The organism is Chryseobacterium sp. 2TAF14 (assembly GCF_052115105.1).
In the GTDB taxonomy this organism is placed as follows: Bacteria; Bacteroidota; Bacteroidia; order Flavobacteriales; family Weeksellaceae; genus Chryseobacterium.
Genome location: NZ_JBFRGA010000011.1, coordinates 25,889 through 43,277, shown reverse-complemented (window position 1 = coordinate 43,277; position 17,389 = coordinate 25,889). Strand labels below are relative to the sequence as shown.

Below are 17,389 nucleotides of genomic sequence, written 5' to 3'. Positions count from 1 at the left end.
CTTTTACATCTTTGCCAACGTTTTGAGCCCCTTCTTTAATGTCTTTTCCGGCTTCGTTTATATCAGATTTAGCTTTTTCAGTAGCTGTCTCGATTTTATTTCCTGCTTTATCTACGGTATTTTTAATGTCGTTTTTGGCTTTGTCTACTTTGGATGTATCCAATCCTAATCCTGTAGTTGTTTCGGTTGTCGTAGTTGTTGTTACAGACCCGTCGGGATTTTCAATTTGTTCGGTTTTTGTTGTAGACTTTGTACATGCTACAAATAATGTAGATGCTGCTACAGCTGCTAAAATGTGCTTTTTCATTATGTATATTTTTTTTAAGTTGAGATGTTTTAATGAGTAGTTCAGAAATTATAACGCCTAATATTTTGAAAATTTTTTTTAAAAACTCTGAATTATTCCTGCTTAGATTCTGCTGTGTTTTCAGACGCTTTTAGCTTTTTCTCTGCTTCAGCCTTCTTTTTATTTTCCTTTTCGAGTTCTTCGGTAATTCTTTTCTCTTCCTGTTGCAATTTTAAAGCCTCTTTCAAAGAATCCTGATATTTTTGTGACGACATTCTTATCTGCCTTGCAATATCAACCGATGTTGCACCCGGCGAAAAAGAATCGATTGCTGTGGTGTCGTATTTTAATTTTATTTCCTGAACATTGTCTGCAACCGGTTCACGTTTGGAGCACGCAACCGTTGATAAAGCTAAAACCGCACTTGCAAAAATCACATTTTTCATGCAACTAATTTAATAGAAATTCAGCAATTACAGGATAATGATCTGATAATTTTACGGAATAATCTACCTTATAGCTTTTGGGAATAATACTGCTCGATGCAAAAATATAATCTATTCTTAAAGGAAATTTATAATCGTGAAAACTAGTAGAACTTCCGTTTCCGGCTTTTACAAAGGCATCATCTAAATTTTTACCCAAATTGTAATATTCCCAGGAATTCGGAACCGAATTAAAATCTCCGGCAAGAATTACTGGATAAGGTGAATTGTCAACCACTTTTCTGATTTTTTTTACCTGCTCTTCGTGCGCTCTAAATGTAGGAATCAGCCTCGAATAAAGAGCTTCAAGCTTATTATTTTCTTTTCTATCCGAATGCTCGTCTTCCATTCCGAGCATATTTTTATTAAGTCTGAAAGGTTCCAGGTAAACATTTACAACCCTTACGATTTTACCATTGATGTCGATATCTGCAAAAAATGAATTGCCTTTGGAAGCATCGTTTATAAGATCTGCCTGTCTTAAAATTTTGTGTTTGGTTTTTAGTATCACCGAAGGATATTTTACCAGATCGCTTCTGAGAGCTCTGTTGGTGTCTTTTTCCTGAACCAGGATAATATCGGCATTTTGATCTTTGATATATTTTTTAACGTTATTCCAGCCCGAGCTTCCGTATTTTACATTATAGGTTAAAATTTTTAAATCGGCTTTGACAGAATCCACACTGCTGTTTTGAGGCGAGAAATTTACCCATCGTCTTACAGGATTGTAAAAAATAAATGTTGAAAGAATAAAAACGAAGGCAATTTTTTTTCTTTTAATCATCCAGATAACGGTAAGCAAAAGATGCGTTAAAAGTAAGTAAGGAAAACCTAACGAAAGAAGATTGAGCTTACTGAAATAATTGGGAGCTATCCATGCGTTTGCAAACGTGCTGATTAACAGTGCTAAAACGACCAAATGAATAAATAGTAAAAAAGGAAACCGCTTCATGGAATTCAAATGTTTGTTTAGTAACAAAAACTCTGCCAATCAGCGTTTTACGAAATTATCTTAATGTTAATTTATTTTAAAAGTAGCAATCACGGGGAAATGATCTGAAAGTTTTACATCATGGTCAACTTTATAGCTAACCGGTTTGATAGATTCTGAAGTAAAAATATAATCTATTCTTAAAGGATATTTGTAATCGTGAAAGCTGGTTCCGCTGCCTCTTCCTGCTTCATAAAAAGCATCTTTTAATCCTTCTGAGGTTTTATAATATTCGTAAGAATTGGGAACGGCATTGAAATCTCCTGCAACAATTACAGGATAGGGAGAGGCGTCTATATTTTTCCTGAGAATTTGCACCTGCTCCTGATGCGACTTAAAAGTCGGAATTAATTTTTTGACAACATTTTTTACTTTTTGCTCGTCTTCTTCGCTGCTTCCGTTAAGCTTAACCATGCTTTTTACAACCCCGAAAGATTCTAAATGAACATTAAAAACACGATAGATTTTTCCCTTTATTTCGAGGTCTATTTGCTCGCATTGTGCGGTGATGTCTCCATCAGAAAGATTTTCAAAAAGGTTTTTTCGGGAAACAACTTTATATTTTGAATAAAGGCGAATTACAGGAAGACTGTATTCTCCTTCCAGATTATTTATTTTTAACTGACCATTTTCTTCCTGAATAAATAGAATGTCTGCATTTTGTTGGTCAAGATAATTTTTTATTTTATCAATTCCTGCTTTCCCGCTTTTTATATTAAATGAAACGATTTTAAGATTCGCTGCTTCTTTATTTTCAGAAGAATAATTGATCCATCTTTTGACAGGGTTTAAGAAAAATAACCCCAGAAACATAAATACAAATGCTCTTTTTTTCCAGCTGAAAATCCAGAAAAAAGTGAGCAAAATATATCCGATCACTAAAATCGGAAAACCCAAAGACAATAAATTAAACCAAGGGAAAATTTTTGGCGGAATATACGCATTCAGTAGAACTCCTGTTAACAGAAACAATATACCTAAATGCAGGATAAAAATTATTAATCTGAAAATTTTCACAATAAATTATTTGAATCTGTATAAATGTTTTTTCCAGATTTTAGCTAAAATATATCCTACGATGGCGCCGCCAACGTGAGCTAAATGAGCAATTCCTCCGCCGTTTCCGCTAATTCCTAAATAGATTGAACCAATTACAACAATCGGAAGCACATATTTTACTTTTACAGGAATTGGGATAAACATAATTCCAATTCTTGCTTCAGGATATAATGTTGCAAATGCGGCAATAACTCCGAAAATTGCTCCGGATGCACCAAGCATAGGTGATTTTAAATCAATCAAAAGTTTTTTAGATAATTCAAAAATTTCAGGCGTTTTATTATTAAGAAGAATATTTCCCGAATAATTTACATCTGCCTGTCTGTAAATCTCACTTATATCAACGCCGAGTTCTTGTAAATTGCTCGTAATTTGTTGAATTTCAATAAAATTCCATAAATTAAATAAAACAAAAGCTCCTAAACCACTTAAAAAATATAGAATTAAATATTTCTTATCTCCTAAAGATTGTTCTAGGATAGGGCCAAAACTGTATAAAGTAAACATATTAAATAAAATATGCATGACACCAACTCCGTCATCAAATGGAGCGTGCATAAACATATGAGTTATGATTTGCCAAGATTTGAAATTGGGTGAAAAAGGATAAAACGCAGATAATGAATTATATAAATCGGGGTTTTGTAAAATGTAAAAGAAAAAATTAGTTACAACATAAACTACTATATTTAAGATTATAATATTTCTTGTAAGCGGCGGTATATTATTAAACATCTACTTAAAATTTATTTTTAAAATCATTAAACGGAACTTCGTAAAAACATCTTTTTCCGTTTGGTAAAAACTCCGGGAAACCAAGCGCTGTAAAATCTTTAATCAATTGTTCTGCATCTATTTTATAGATAAAATCGAAGCGTGATTTAGACTGCATTTTATTCCATTGATTCTGGTAAAACTGCATAAACTCTTCCTCTGTTTTATACTCTAAAACATCAAAAAGATTCTCTAGAAATTTCATTACCTGAGATTCTTTCAGACCTTCCGGAACGGCATCGATTCTCAAAACATTTTCATGTGCCACAGTCATTTCAAAACCTAGTTCAGGAAGATATTTTTTGATTGATTTATACTTGCTTTTTTCAATCTCATTCATGTGATATTCTAGTGAAAACAGAAGAGACTGGCTATTTGTGTTTTTCTTAGATTTTTTATTGTTTTCTGTCACCAGAAGACGGTGCATTCTGCCTAAATCGAGCATCAAGGTGCTGTCTCCTTTGTTGAAAAGCCAATATCCGTTCGGAAGGCGCATTAGATCTTCATCAAAATCTTCATCCTCAAAAAGGTTGATTTTCGACGGTTCTGCAGAAATATTCTGATGATACATCTCCGCTAAATTCTGAATCTCTGCTTTTGAAGTCTGTCTTTCTTCCAAAAACGGATTGTAATCGCGGTCAACAATAATTTCCGGCATTTTGATACTTGCCGTATTGCTTTTGCTCGGAAAGCTTTTCTGCATGATCTCGTCCAGTTGAGGATCTCTTTCAAAATCCAGGCTTGGTGCGATATTATAAATTCCCAAAGAACGTTTGATCGTAGAACGAAGCAAAGCGAAAATAAGATGCTCATCTTCAAATTTTACTTCCGTTTTTTGCGGATGAATATTAACGTCGATTTTTTCAGGATCTAATTCAAGGAAAAGAAAAAATGTAGGAATATATCCCGGTAAAAGCAATCCTTCAAAAGCTTCCTGAACTGCCTTATTAAAATACGGACTTTTAAAAAATCTTCCGTTTACAAAAAGAAATTGTTCGCCTCGTGTTTTCTTTGCTCCTTCAGGTTTTGCTACAAAGCCATGAAGTTTACACCAGATAATATCTTCTTTAATAGGAATCAGTTGCGGATGAAGTTTTCTTCCGAAAATATCGACAATTCGCTGCATCTGCGTTCCTTTTCTCAGTTTAAAAACAGGGTCGTCATCATGGAAAAGAGAAAACTCTAACCCTTCGTGAGCCAGTGCAACACGCTGAAATTCATCAATAACGTGACGAAATTCAATATTATTATTTTTAAGAAACTTCCTTCTTGCAGGAACATTGTAGAATAGGTTTTTAACTAAAAAATTAGATCCTTCCGAAGTCTGCACCGGTTCCTGAAACTGAAAAACTCCACCTTCAATGTAGATATTGGTTCCTAAAGCAGCATCTTTGGTTTTGGTTTTTAATTCAACCTGAGAAACGGCTGCAATCGAAGCCAGCGCTTCACCACGGAAACCTTTGGTTGCAATTTTAAATATATCTTCAGTCCCACGTATTTTTGATGTTGCGTGTCTTTCAAAAGACATTCTTGCATCGGTTTCAGACATTCCTTTCCCGTCATCAACAACCTGGATAAGGTTTTTTCCGGCATCTCTTATGATCAGCTCTATTTTTGTAGCTCCTGCATCGATAGAGTTTTCCAAAAGTTCTTTTACAATAGAAGCAGGGCGCTGCACCACTTCACCTGCTGCAATTTGGTTGGCTACATGATCGGGTAAAAGCTGAATAATATCTGACATAAATGAGTAATGAACTTACAAAAATAGGCAAAGCAAATAAGATTTAAAATAATAAACTAATGAATTGAATATTAAGTTATCCCAAACTTTTGCACAATCCGGTTAAAAAAAGCCCCTGTCTGAAAAAACAAACAAGGACTCCAAACTAAGTATATACAATTTTTGCTGCCATTTTTTTAATACCTTTACATCATTTTTTCTTCTAAGACCAGCTTAGATTTTTCCTGCCTTTTTTGTTTGCCCACCACTTCTGCGCTCCCGTGGATTTTATCATAAATTACAGAAAGCAGATTGGGCTTTTGATAGATCTTCGTATATCTGTAATTGGTGTAAAAATGTCTCAGGTGAATTTTGTAGAAATCGTAACCGATCACCACCACCAAACAAACACTGATCACATAAAATACACTGAATTCCAGATAATAATAAGTTAACCCTGAAAATACGGCTCCCAAAACATAAGCAAACATCACGCTTGATAAAAGCTTTGCTCTTGCGATCAACTCCGGATTTTTTCTGTATTTCTTATGCGTAAACATCGACATCAGGATTCCCAGATCGGTTGTTGTTCCGGTAAGGTGGGTCGTTTTAACCAGGAAATTGGAAATACTTGCCGTCAAACCATTCTGCAAACCGGTCGCAAACAGCATCAATCCTACAAGAACTTCTGCTTCTTCCAAAGTTTTCCGGTAATAATGATGCCCGTAAATACCAACAGCCAACAAACACAGGATTTCTAAAACCAATGGCATTGCGTGTGCGAAGTATTTACTTTTCCTGTTAAAATTAATAACGAAAAAGTTGGCGGTAAAACTTCCGAAGAAGAATAAAAAGATCCATGCTCCGACAACGGCAACCTGATTCCAGTTTCCTTTGCTTATTTCTGCTGCAAAAACAGCGTAATGTCCCGTTACGTTTGAGGTAAATGAGAGAAATATCAATAGAGATGCAATATTTATAGTTCCTGCCGTGAAGGCAGTCAGCGTCCCCAGTTTTATGTTGTCTCCCAACGTCCTGCTGTTACTATAATTTCTTAACATTTTACTTAAATTTTAAATAGTTTATCTAAAGTCATTAAACTTCTACGAAAACTTCTGCAAGCCTGCCTTTTTCCGGCATAAACTGAGGAGTTTCCAATACCATTTCATATGAAGCCAGCTCTTTACACTTTTTGATGTAAGGATTCAGGTCAAATTTTCCTTTGGTATTTTTATTTTTAAGAGAAGGTGAGTAATATGCTTCTGAAATTTCTTCGGCTTTCACATAATTGTTGAATGCTCTCTGGAAACTTCCTGAAAAAACATCGCAAACAATTTTATCAACCAGATGCGGATATTTATTTACAATAATTCCGTAAGCGTCACAAAACTCTTTGCTTCTTATTTTGCTGAAAATAGTAGATTTTGTGGTAAAAAGAAGATCTCTGATAGAATCTCCCATATCATAACCCGATACAAGCAAAATCTTGTACTGCGTATCATTTTCTTCTGCGTTTTTCTCTTTTAAAACTCTTTTTAAAATATTCAGCGACTCAAGAGAATAATCTGTTGCTATTAAAATGGTTTTGGTCATATCGTTAGATTTAGTTGTATAACATCTTTTTGATGATACAAAACTATACCTGCCAAATTAAAAGCTCTTTGGAACGAAATTAAAATGTAATTAAAAAGATTAAAATGAGATTAGAATTTCATTTTAAAAAACGCTTCGTTTTGAAGCTAAGATAGGTTTTCTTCCTTCTGAGTACCGTAAATAGTAGGAAAACGCATTTGTACAGTCGTTCCCTGATTTTCGTGTGAGCTTACCAGAAGTTCGCCGTTATGCATTCTCACAATATTTCTGGCAAGCGGAAGACCAATACCGTAACCTTCATAGTTCCGGGTATTGGAAGCACGGAAAAAGGGATCATAGATTTTATTCATTTCAGATTCGGGGATTCCGATGCCGTTGTCTTTTATGATGATATAAAGATCTGTATCTGTCGCTCCCAAGGAAACTTTTACCTGTTGGAAATTTGAATATTTACAGCCGTTATTGATAATATTGGCAACTGCAAGATGAAGAAGCTGCTCATTACCTTGAACTTTTAGTTTTTTAGGATTATCGGGAAGCATACTGATGTCGAGGTAAATATTGTTTCGGGAGTCGATTCTTCTTAAAGTCTCGATAACATCCCACAAAAGCTGGTCGATCCTTACTTTATCGATTTTTGTAATTTTTCCGTCAAACCCGGTTTGTGCAATCAATAAAAGCGCTTTTATCTTTTTATCGAGTTTTTCGGCTTCATCTAAAATAATTTCGAGTGTCTCTTTGTATTCTTCGGCATTGCGGTTAATAGAAAGGGCAACATCAGCTTCACCCATAATCGAAGTGAGCGGAGTTCTAAGCTCGTGCGAAACGTTTCCGATCAGGTGGTTTTGGGTTTCAAAAGAAGTCTCAATTCTTGTGAGCATCGTGTTGAAGGTTTCAATAAGTTCGTTTAATTCTTTGTTATCTGGTTGAGGCTCAAGTCTTAAATGTAAATTCTCAGAACTTATTTCTTTTACTTTTCCGGTGATTTTTAAAATAGGTTTGAATAGAGTTTTAGACAAATAAAAAGAAAAAATCATGCTGAAAAATATCGAAAGAATCATGCAGGTAATCAATGTTCTTTTTAAAAATCCGAGATAATGTACGACATAATGGTTTTTTGCCGAAGCAATGGCGATGTAATCTTTGTTTTGATATTTAAAAGTCTGCCCGATGTAATAAAATTCTGAATCGTTGTAATTGGCTTCACCGGATCTTACGATATTTTTAAAAAAAGTATCGGGAATATGTACTTCGTGTGAAATTTTTTTGAAATTAGAATCTGAAGGAACCGCAAAAACATAGTCTCTTTCCATCGGAAGCTCTTCGTCATTGCCGTTGTTGAGGATATAATTTTCCGGAAGATCGAGGTGCTCTTTACTTTTCTCGATCTGTACGATCGTTGTGGTACGGATTTTCAGTAATTCATAAAACCTCTGATGCGAAAAATTAACAATAGAAAAGTATACCGATCCGCCAAAAATCAGAATAACGGTTGTAAAAACAACCATCAGAAGCACCATCGTTTTGGTTTGATTGGTAATGACTTTATTAAACATTTTCTAAGGTTTTTTTAAAACATACCCCATTCCTATTACGGTATGAATGAGCTTACTGTCTTCTTGATTGTCTATTTTTTTTCGTAAATAATTAACGTAAACATCCACAACATTGGTTCCCAATTCGTAGTTGACTCCCCAGACTGCATCTAAAATTTCGGCTCTTGAAATAACTTTTTCGGGATTATTCAGGAAATACATCAGAAGTTTGTACTCTGTGGAAGTTAAAGAAACCTCTTCGCCATTTCGAATGACTTTTTTGGTGTAATCATTCACAATTAAATCTGAAATCTGGAAAACATGCTCGTTATCAACTTCATTTTCTGTGGCTTCTGGTGTATTGATCGGGTTGCTTCTTCTCAGAAGAGATTTTACACGGGCAACCAGTTCGATAAACTTAAAAGGCTTTACGAGGTAATCGTCGCCGCCATTTTCCAAACCTAAAACAATGTTTTCTGAAGTTCCCAAAGCTGTTAAAAAAAGAATAGGAACATTTTTGTTGGTTTTTCTGATTTCTTTGCAGACATCCAGTCCGTTCATTTCGGGAAGCATAATATCGAGAATCACCAAATCGAAATCGTTTTCCTGCACCAGATTGACACCGGTGCGACCGTCAAAAGCTACAGAAATTTCATATCCTTTTTCCTGAAGTCCTTTTTTAATAAAAGAGACTACACTGGTTTCATCCTCAATCAGAACAATTTTTTTCATAAAAAAGTAGTGAACTTCACAAAAATAGGAAAAAGATTATAAACGGAAGATTCTGTTTTTTGATTTCAAATTCAACAAAAAAGACGAATGTAAAATTCGCCTTTTAGTAATATATGGAATGTGTTTTTAGTTTTATTTTAATTACAACCTGAGCAATAAGATCGGTCTACATACTGTTTGCTGCTTCCGGTGTAATAATAACAGCCGCCTCTCGGACCAACATTTAAACTATGTCCATTATACGTACAATCCTGACTTTTGGATGCTGTTGTAGTTCTTTTCTTTTTAGCCTTTTTACTTTTTTTGCTTTTCTTTTTTGGTTTTGTATTTGAAAATTCGGTTTTAGCAGTTGCTGAGTTTTCTGCTGCTAAAAAGTTTGCAGGTAATAATAAGCCTAGACCTAAAAGGCTTGTAAATAGTAGTTTTTTCATGGTTGTTAATTTGTTTAATTATTATTTTTTATAAATCTTTCTGATATGTCTTTTTCATCAAGAACCTTGTTATTTGGTAAAATAATTTGAATTTTTCTTGTTATTGGATTTTCAAAAATTTGAGCTCCTGATCTGCAGTTTTTAAATCTGAATTTTAAAGCTTTTAATCCTGAAATCATTCCTTTGCTTATCGTTTCCTCATAAACATATTTTGAACAGCTTTTCCTGAAAATACATTTTCTTCTTCTTGAAGCGGGAATTGTAACCCAATAAGCTTTAATGAGTAAGATCAGAAAATACTTCATTTTTTTCTTTAATAAAAACAGCTACTTGATACGATGTCATATATCCAGGTTTTTGCTGACCTATTCCAAAACAACCTTCTACAGGTTGAATGTAAGTAGAAACACTTTCTAATCTCATATATTTCCAACCATTTTCAGAGTGAACTTTAATTAAATTTTCTAATTGCTGAGCAATAGTGGTTGAGCTCATGTTTTGTTGATTTGCAGTTGCAACAAAGGGTACGACTTTATATTCCATAACTTTTTATCTTATTTTTCTCGAATATTTAAACTTAACATAAGTATTTATAAAGCTATTTAATCCGCTTCCAGATCTTGCTAAATTTATCATTGTTTCAATGTTGTCTTTTCCTGCACTTGAATTGTATATTCATACATACTACCTGTTGAGAATTCAATCCGAATAAAATTTGTTCCAATTTCAAATCCAGATACGCCAGAGTCTCCATTTTTATTTCCATACTTTTCCATAAATAAATATTTTAAATTGTTTAACACTCCAAAAGTATAACTCTTTCAAAATCAAACCTTACGGGAAACCGTAAAAGCAAAAAACCTTTCAAAATTTTGAAAGGTCAGAATGGTTAATTAAATGAAGTTATATAATTCCTAAGTCTTTGCAGAATGCAACCAATTGTTCGTTGTTGCTTATTTCCAGCTCTTCTTTCAGGTTGTTGAGTTTCTTTTCGATACTGCTCAAGCTGTTGGGTTTTATATTGTTGTTTTGCAGGAATACCGGAATGTTTTTTTGTAAAACGCCTTGTGAAAGCAAAGAAACTAAAGTAATATCATAGGCTGTAAATTCATAATTATTCAGCTTTTTTACATCCTGCTTAAGATCCAGCGAGAGGTAATTTTCATTGTTGTAAACCGAGGCGATTGCTTTTTTGAGTTCTTTAGAATCGTGTCTTGCTTTCCGCACGTATCCGTTGATTCCGTAATCATTAAAGAGAGAATCTATTATTCCGGATTTATGCTCTGCCGAAAAAACGATAATCTTCAGATCCGGCTGCTCTTGCCGGATTGCCGAAATCAGTTCGCGACCATCTTTCAGCTTTTGAGGATGATGATCTTCTTCATAATAAAGATCGGTGATAAGCAGATCGTAAGGATTTTTTTCACGGATGGCTTTCCGGGCTTTTGCTAATGCGTCATCGCAATAATAAACATACTCAAAATTGTCGAACTTCAGATCTTCTAAAGTTTTTTGTACTGAAATATTGATGCTTTCGTGGTCTTCGGAAATTAGAATTTTTTTAAACATTTTTATTTTTTTAAGAAACRGGAAATGAAATATTGATCTTCAGCCCTTTTTCGGTTTTGGTTTCAAAAGTAATTTTTCCGTTGATGTTTTCTATACGGGAAACCGTATTCGACAAGCCGTTTTTAAAAATTAGTTCATCAGCAATCCCAATTCCGTTATCTGCATAATTGATATAGATGAGGTTGTTTATTTTTTCAAATTTGAAAATCACATTGCTTGCTTTACTATGCTTTTTCATATTGACCAAAAGCTCTCGAATGATCTGGTAAATCTCGGTTTGAGTAGAAGCTGTTACATTTTCCCAGTTTTCTTCCTGATTTCCGACGGTAAAGGTTTTAACCTCATCATTTTTAAATGAAGCTACCAGTTTTGAGATCTTTTCGTGAAATTTTTCATCCTGAGAATCCGGATTTTCATAGGAAATATCTCTGGATTTTTCATAGACAAATTCCAGCTCGTCAAGCGCCTGTTCTTTATTGAAGTCATTTTGATTTTCAATTTTTGTCATCACCTGATAAATTCCGTTGGCAACGACGTCGTGTACTTTTTTGGAATATTTTAATTCGGTGTTTTTGACTTCAATTTGTTTCTCATGTTCTTTCTCGCGGCGAATATTTTTCTTTCTTTTTTCATTCCAAAAGAAACCAATGATTAAAGTTAAAGCAGAAATCCCTAAACCAAAACTTAGATATATGATATTAATTTCATTTTCAACATCTTTAAGTTTTAAATTTTGATTTTCAGCATTTTTTTGCTCAACATCATATCGTACAATTGCAAATTGGTTTTTGGCTTTGTTTCTTGCAGTTTGAGTACTGTCATTTAACTTTTGAAATTGATTAAAATATTTTAAATAATTTTTTTCATCCAACTCAATAATTTTCTGCAACGCTTCAAGCTGATCGTCCGGACTTTCGTTTTTTTCAGCCCTTTCCAACATTAACTTGGCGTAAAATAATGATTGGGTTTTATCTTTACTTTTAAAAAAATCTGCCAGAGTTGCGAAGCTGGAGTTTATGCCCAAAGAATCTTTTTGTGTTTTCCTGATCTGTAAAGCTTCTTGTAATTCTGGGACGGCATTATAATTTGTATTTTTTAAAAATTTTGCTTTTGCTAGATTATTCAAGACGCGAGCGTAGCTAATGCTGTCTCTTGTTTTTAAAAGTCCTTCTAAAAGATTTATAGCTGGATCAGTTTTGTTTTGTAGAATTAAAACATCACCAATGTTGTTGTTAATAACAGATTTGTATTCTGGCTTATCAGTAGTTTCTAATGCGTTTTGATAATATTTTTCGGCATCACTGTAATTTTTTAACGACTTTGAAGATATGGCAAGATTATTATAATTTGATGAATAGAGATTATTAACAAACTCCGTTTTTACAGCAGTTTTTAAATATTTATCAGCTTCTAAAGAGGTTTCTATGCTTCCGTAAAAATCTCCGGTATCTGATTGTATAATTGCCATATTTATCAAAGACCTTGCTGCGCCAACAGAATCATTTTTATTCAGAAAATCATTTTTAGCAATATTAAAATAGGCAAATGCAGAATCTACACTTATGTTTTTAAATTTTTTTGCTTTTTCAAAGTTTGGATTTGATGTTAGAACTTCATCTTCTTTAGTGTCTTTTTTACAATGTTGTAACAAGGAAATTATGCAAATAAAGATTAAAAAATTTTTCATGGTAACAGTTTTCTGCAAAATAAGAAAAAAGGACAGATTACTAAAATCTGCCCTTTCCTGTTATGGATTTGTAAAAGGAGGAGGTAATTGTCCGGTGTTTCCACCTGTTCCTCCGTCGCCGCCTTCACCTATTCCCGTTCCCGGATTGTTACTTCCGCCTCCTGTGTCTTGCACGGTTATAGGATTTTGATCGTTATTATTGCAGTTTGTTGTATTTCCGTTTGAAAATGCTAATCCCAGTAGCATCAATAGTAGTTGTAACATTGTTTTAAAAATTTAAAATTTGCATGAGTGTTCTTCCTTGCGAAACCGATCACAAGCAGTGGTACACGATTAAAAAAATTGAAGCGCTTCTAAATTTTTGGGAAGTAAACCTTCAAAAACGGAAGAGAAACATCTGCTTCCCAACCCGGAGTTTTCTTCCGTCTTATCAGGTGATTTTAGAAATCAGATTAAATGTTTTGTTTTTGTAATTGTTAGTTTGTCACTGATTTCTATGGCAAAGATGGGGTAGAAAAGAAGGTAAGTGTTAGACAAAGTATGGACATCGATGGACATCGATTGCGCATATTTATATTACGGGAAACCATAATGTTATGTGCTTGAAAATCATTTAATTTGTAATGCCTTTAAAAACTAATTATGTCCAAAAGAAAACTATTAATCAATGAGGTATTCGAACAAGCTAAAAGAGAATCTGGAAGAACATCAAAAAATAGCTTGGCTCTTTATTTAAAAGTAAATCTTGAACCTTTTAGTTTATTTCTTGATGAGAAGACATTTGTAAGATATTATGATGCATTTATACTCGAGAGAGGAAAAGAAATGAATCCTGATCCTGATGTTTTTGATAAGTTGAGTAAATATTTAGGGTATGAAGATTTTACAGATTTCTCAAGAACCTTTATAAAAAAAGATGATGAAACCAATAAGACAACAGTTAAAGTATCTGTTGATGAAAACGAAATGTCTTTAACAGATAGAATAATTAATATTATCATTACAAATGAGCAAAATTTCAAAATGCCCGAGTTCATGAAGAAAAACGGAATGGGAATTATGGAAATTATACTTTTGGCATGTTTTACAACAGGAAGTATTGCTTTTTCGAAGAAACCGAACACACAAATTCAAGGAATATTAAAGACTGATACCAATTGCATGTACTGGGACAAAAGCCAATACAAACCGGTAGATTGTCAGGATAAAAGCCCGGTTTACAGTCACAGAATTCCTTTTGATTATGAAAAAATGGAATATTTTAAAAGAATTGAAAGAAAAGATACGTTGACGATAGACAACGCTTTTGGGAAAGTCTGGTATTCTAAATATAACGGGGAAGTCGAATTTTTTACAAATGATGGAATCGATCCGAATAACGGAAGAGAATTAAGAAAAGCAACAGAATATATTATCGATAAATACGGCGGAATTCAGGAAGAAGAGCAATAAAAAAAGCGAAGAAAATCTCCGCTTTATTTTTATAGTGAATCTGTTTCCAGCATTCCCAATTCTCCAAAATGTTTTTTGAATTTCTGAATCTTTGGTCCTACAACAGCGTTGCAATATGGCTGTGTCGGGTTTTCATTATAATATCCCTGATGATACTGTTCCGCAGCCCAGAATTTTTCAAAAGGCGCCAATTCTGTAACATAAGTTCCCGACCATCTTCCCGATTCCTGAGAAGTTTTGATCGCTTCTTCGGCTTTTGTTTTTTCAGCTTCATCTTTATAATAAATGACAGAACGGTACTGAGTTCCGATGTCGTTTCCTTGTCTGTTTAATTGAGTAGGGTCGTGAAGGAAGAAAAATACATCCATTAGCTGCTCATAAGAAATAATTGCCGGGTCGTAAGTAATCTGCACCACTTCGGCATGACCGGTTTCTCCCGTGCAAACTTCCTCATAGGTTGGGTTATCTTTATGACCGCCGGAATATCCTGAAACTGCAGATTCTACCCCTTTCAGCATATTAAAACAGCTTTCTACACACCAAAAGCATCCGCCACCGAAAGTGATCTGCTGTAGATTATTGTTATCCATTTTTAAATTGATTATTTGTTTGATAATTGCTTTTTTTACACTTTAATAAGCCTGAAAAGCGAAATCAAAATTATGAAAAACTTTCTCATTTGCATAAGGTTTTGGTCTTTAAGAACAAATGATTACAATAGATTTCACAAATATAATTTCCCAAAATTTATTTGCCACGAATTCACGAATTTTCTATACCTAAATTTTAAATATTAAAAATTTATCTCGCAGATTTTGCTGATCTCTCAGATTTATTTATATTTTTATCTGCTAAATCTAAAACCTGCGAGAGATAATTCTCTTTTAAGTAAAATTCGTGCATTAGTGGCAAATTAAATGTAGAATAAAATTTTAAATATAAAATCTGTGTAAATCAGTGAAATCTGCGGGAACCAAAAACAAAAAAAGCACCCAAAAAGGATGCTCATATTTTAAATTTAATTCAGACTATTTTTCCCAAACCAAAGCGCTCGCTCCAAGAATGGCAGCATCTGCTTCATCTAACTCGCTGAAAACCAATCTTACTTTGTTTCTGAAAATAGGAAGAAGGTTTCTTTCCATGTGAAGTTTTGCGGGCTTTAAAATGAAATCTCCGGCTTTAATCACTCCACCGAATAACAAAATAGCTTCCGGTGAAGAAAACATCACAAAATTAGCCAAAGCTTCACCCAATTTCTGACCGGTGTATCTGAAAACCTCAATCGCTACAGGATCTTCTTTTAATGCACATTCGTGTACAGTTTTAGAATTGATTGCCTCTTCAGGAAACTGATTAAGCATAGAATCACCGTACATCATTTCACCTAAAGCTGCAGCGTTTGCATCATTGGTCATTTTGCAGGGACTGTTGAATTTAGCAGTCATTAAGTCCGCAAAATTGATAATTCCTTTCCATGGAAGATTGGGAGCCAATTCGATCGTTCCTCTGTAGTAGTTTGCATTGGGAGCTCCTACACCTATACCTTCAATTCCACCTTCACAATGCTTTTCAATCATAGGTTGTATATGCTCATAAAGTGCATCTACAAATGCTTCAGGTGTACTGTATTGGTCTGTTGAGATAGAACCTTTCGTTAAAATTTCTCCCCTGTGATTTACGAGACCAAATTTTGTATTGGTCCCACCGATATCGATACCTAATGCAACCTGTTTTGACAAATCTACTACTGACATTTTCTTATTGTATAATTTCGAGGCAATAAATTTATAAAAAAGATTGTACTTAAACTTAGTAAAGCCGATTTATTTGACAGCTAAAACCGCTTTTTTAGTTTTCTTCCGTCTTCCCCACCAGATTAAAAAACCGGTTACGGGAAGTGAAGCACAAATTAAGCTTACAATAAAAGCAATGATTTTGGTAGGCAATCCTAAAATAGATCCTACGTGAATGTCATAATTGGCAGCCACCGTTTTTTCACCGAAGTTTTTGTCTTCATGGTCATACGTGTGCAAAAGCTCACCCGAATTTTCATCAAAAATCAAACTGCTGTTTTTGTGATAAGAATAAGAAAGATGCTTTACGAAAACAGAGAAGTTGGGATGTTCATGATCATCCATGTGCGGATGTCCAAGATCGATAGCAAACCCAAAAGAGTTAGGATATTTTGCCTGAACGGTATGAATAACTTTATCTAAAGTTGTTTCGTTTCTAAGTTCTATCGAAGCTTTGGTCGTGATGTGCGAAAAGTCCGGGTAAACGGTATTTCCTCCTGAAAAAACAAAATAGATCATCGCCTGAACTACAAAGAATGCATAAAATAAACCTGTAATCGAAAAGATCAAAGCAAAAATAGAAGAATAAAAGCCCAAGATATTATGTAGGTCGTAATTTTTTCTTTTCCAGCTTTTAATGTTTTTCCATTTGAAAGAAAAGCGCTGTTTTCTGGCAGATTTATTTTTAGGCCACCACAAAATAATCCCTGAGATCAGCATAATCACAAAGATTATTACAGGAATTCCCACCACATATTTTCCCCAGTCCTGTTTTAGCAAAAAGCTCCAGTGTATCGATTTTACAATATTGAAAAAGCCGTTTTTCTCGTCATACGTTTTCAGGACTTTTCCGGTGTAGGGATTTACATAAGCTACTTTATAGATTGGAAATTCATCAAAGTAATTCCAGGCTTCGGTGTTGTGCTCGTACCAGTAAAACTGATAAGACATTTTTTTGTCGATAGGAACATTCACCCAATGGATTTTATATTTTTCCTTAAGCTGGTCGTCTACCATTTTTTCTAAAACACGAATTGGCAGAATCTGCTTTTGTGCAATATTTTGCTCGTTGTGATAGATAACATCTTTACGGGTGAAATTTTCAACTTCGTCTTTGAATACAAACAAAGTTCCGGTAATTGAAACGATAAATATGATCAAGCCTATCGACAGACCAAACCACAGATGCAGTTTGCCTGTCCATTTTTTAAAAGGGCCCGGTTTTTTTTTATGGTGATGTTTCTTCTTCATAGAAAATTAGAAAGTGCAAATATAAATAAGT

General features: G+C 34.0%; 22 protein-coding genes. 2 read left to right on the top strand and 20 right to left on the bottom strand.

Translation table 11 applies throughout. The annotated features are described in order from the left end of the window. From AB4Y90_RS02975 to AB4Y90_RS02895, 17 genes are all read right to left on the bottom strand, one after another. A partial coding sequence (locus tag AB4Y90_RS02975) for a hypothetical protein (protein WP_441555847.1) occupies window positions 1–307 on the bottom strand: 307 nt, incomplete at its 3' end. A gap of 92 nt (window positions 308–399) precedes the next feature. Continuing rightward, a complete protein-coding gene (locus AB4Y90_RS02970) occupies window positions 400–732 on the bottom strand; it encodes a hypothetical protein (protein WP_441555845.1) in 333 nt (110 codons plus the stop codon). 4 nt (window positions 733–736) lie between these two features. Next, complete coding sequence (locus tag AB4Y90_RS02965) at window positions 737–1,723, bottom strand: endonuclease/exonuclease/phosphatase family protein (protein ID WP_441555844.1); 987 nt, start codon at window positions 1,721–1,723, stop codon at window positions 737–739. A gap of 66 nt (window positions 1,724–1,789) precedes the next feature. After that, window positions 1,790–2,779, bottom strand: coding sequence for an endonuclease/exonuclease/phosphatase family protein (locus AB4Y90_RS02960; protein ID WP_441555842.1), 990 nt, complete (start codon window positions 2,777–2,779; stop codon window positions 1,790–1,792). A gap of 6 nt (window positions 2,780–2,785) precedes the next feature. Then, window positions 2,786–3,556, bottom strand: coding sequence for a rhomboid family intramembrane serine protease (locus tag AB4Y90_RS02955; protein ID WP_441555840.1), 771 nt, complete (start codon window positions 3,554–3,556; stop codon window positions 2,786–2,788). Between the two features lie 4 nt (window positions 3,557–3,560). Beyond that, window positions 3,561–5,336, bottom strand: coding sequence for a DNA mismatch repair endonuclease MutL (gene mutL / locus AB4Y90_RS02950; RefSeq protein ID WP_441555839.1), 1,776 nt, complete (start codon window positions 5,334–5,336; stop codon window positions 3,561–3,563). Window positions 5,337–5,521: 185 nt separating this feature from the next. After that, a complete protein-coding gene (locus AB4Y90_RS02945; RefSeq protein ID WP_441555837.1) occupies window positions 5,522–6,376 on the bottom strand; it encodes a YoaK family protein in 855 nt (284 codons plus the stop codon). A gap of 34 nt (window positions 6,377–6,410) precedes the next feature. Further along, window positions 6,411–6,908, bottom strand: a complete 498-nt coding sequence (locus AB4Y90_RS02940) for a hypothetical protein (RefSeq protein WP_441555836.1) — start codon at window positions 6,906–6,908, stop codon at window positions 6,411–6,413. 146 nt (window positions 6,909–7,054) lie between these two features. Continuing rightward, window positions 7,055–8,464, bottom strand: a complete 1,410-nt coding sequence (locus AB4Y90_RS02935; RefSeq protein ID WP_441555835.1) for a sensor histidine kinase — start codon at window positions 8,462–8,464, stop codon at window positions 7,055–7,057. A 3-nt stretch (window positions 8,465–8,467) separates the two neighbouring features. Next, complete coding sequence (locus AB4Y90_RS02930) at window positions 8,468–9,175, bottom strand: response regulator transcription factor (protein ID WP_441555834.1); 708 nt, start codon at window positions 9,173–9,175, stop codon at window positions 8,468–8,470. Between the two features lie 137 nt (window positions 9,176–9,312). Then, complete coding sequence (locus tag AB4Y90_RS02925; RefSeq protein WP_441555833.1) at window positions 9,313–9,606, bottom strand: hypothetical protein; 294 nt, start codon at window positions 9,604–9,606, stop codon at window positions 9,313–9,315. A 14-nt stretch (window positions 9,607–9,620) separates the two neighbouring features. After that, window positions 9,621–9,911, bottom strand: coding sequence for a membrane protein insertion efficiency factor YidD (yidD, locus tag AB4Y90_RS02920; RefSeq protein ID WP_441555831.1), 291 nt, complete (start codon window positions 9,909–9,911; stop codon window positions 9,621–9,623). After that, the gene (locus tag AB4Y90_RS02915) at window positions 9,883–10,149 is read right to left on the bottom strand and encodes a hypothetical protein (RefSeq protein ID WP_441555830.1); all 267 of its coding nucleotides are present in this window, start codon (window positions 10,147–10,149) and stop codon (window positions 9,883–9,885) included. The genes yidD and AB4Y90_RS02915 overlap by 29 nt, the downstream gene beginning before the upstream one ends. A gap of 89 nt (window positions 10,150–10,238) precedes the next feature. Then, complete coding sequence (locus AB4Y90_RS02910; RefSeq protein WP_441555829.1) at window positions 10,239–10,382, bottom strand: hypothetical protein; 144 nt, start codon at window positions 10,380–10,382, stop codon at window positions 10,239–10,241. A 127-nt stretch (window positions 10,383–10,509) separates the two neighbouring features. After that, a complete protein-coding gene (locus AB4Y90_RS02905; protein WP_441555828.1) occupies window positions 10,510–11,175 on the bottom strand; it encodes a response regulator in 666 nt (221 codons plus the stop codon). Between the two features lie 10 nt (window positions 11,176–11,185). Continuing rightward, window positions 11,186–12,862, bottom strand: coding sequence for a tetratricopeptide repeat protein (locus AB4Y90_RS02900; protein WP_441555827.1), 1,677 nt, complete (start codon window positions 12,860–12,862; stop codon window positions 11,186–11,188). 60 nt (window positions 12,863–12,922) lie between these two features. Then, entirely contained in the window at window positions 12,923–13,126 is a 204-nt protein-coding gene (locus tag AB4Y90_RS02895) for a hypothetical protein (RefSeq protein WP_441555825.1), read from the bottom strand. Window positions 13,127–13,149: 23 nt separating this feature from the next. Here AB4Y90_RS02895 and AB4Y90_RS02890 point away from each other — a divergent pair, with 23 nt between their 5' ends. Both AB4Y90_RS02890 and AB4Y90_RS02885 read left to right on the top strand, forming a co-directional pair. Further along, on the top strand, window positions 13,150–13,335 hold the full coding sequence (locus AB4Y90_RS02890) for a hypothetical protein (RefSeq protein WP_441555824.1): 186 nt from the start codon (window positions 13,150–13,152) through the stop codon (window positions 13,333–13,335). A gap of 169 nt (window positions 13,336–13,504) precedes the next feature. After that, a complete protein-coding gene (locus AB4Y90_RS02885) occupies window positions 13,505–14,314 on the top strand; it encodes a hypothetical protein (RefSeq protein ID WP_441555823.1) in 810 nt (269 codons plus the stop codon). Between the two features lie 29 nt (window positions 14,315–14,343). On the opposite strand, the gene msrA is transcribed toward AB4Y90_RS02885, so the two are convergent. The 3 genes from msrA to AB4Y90_RS02870 form a co-directional block, all read right to left on the bottom strand. Further along, window positions 14,344–14,904 (bottom strand): peptide-methionine (S)-S-oxide reductase MsrA, encoded by a 561-nt coding sequence (gene msrA / locus AB4Y90_RS02880; protein ID WP_441555822.1) that lies wholly within the window; start codon window positions 14,902–14,904, stop codon window positions 14,344–14,346. A 438-nt stretch (window positions 14,905–15,342) separates the two neighbouring features. Further along, on the bottom strand, window positions 15,343–16,068 hold the full coding sequence (locus AB4Y90_RS02875) for an ROK family protein (RefSeq protein ID WP_441555821.1): 726 nt from the start codon (window positions 16,066–16,068) through the stop codon (window positions 15,343–15,345). Between the two features lie 69 nt (window positions 16,069–16,137). Next, window positions 16,138–17,358, bottom strand: coding sequence for a PepSY-associated TM helix domain-containing protein (locus AB4Y90_RS02870; RefSeq protein WP_441555819.1), 1,221 nt, complete (start codon window positions 17,356–17,358; stop codon window positions 16,138–16,140). Window positions 17,359–17,389 lie beyond the last annotated feature (31 nt).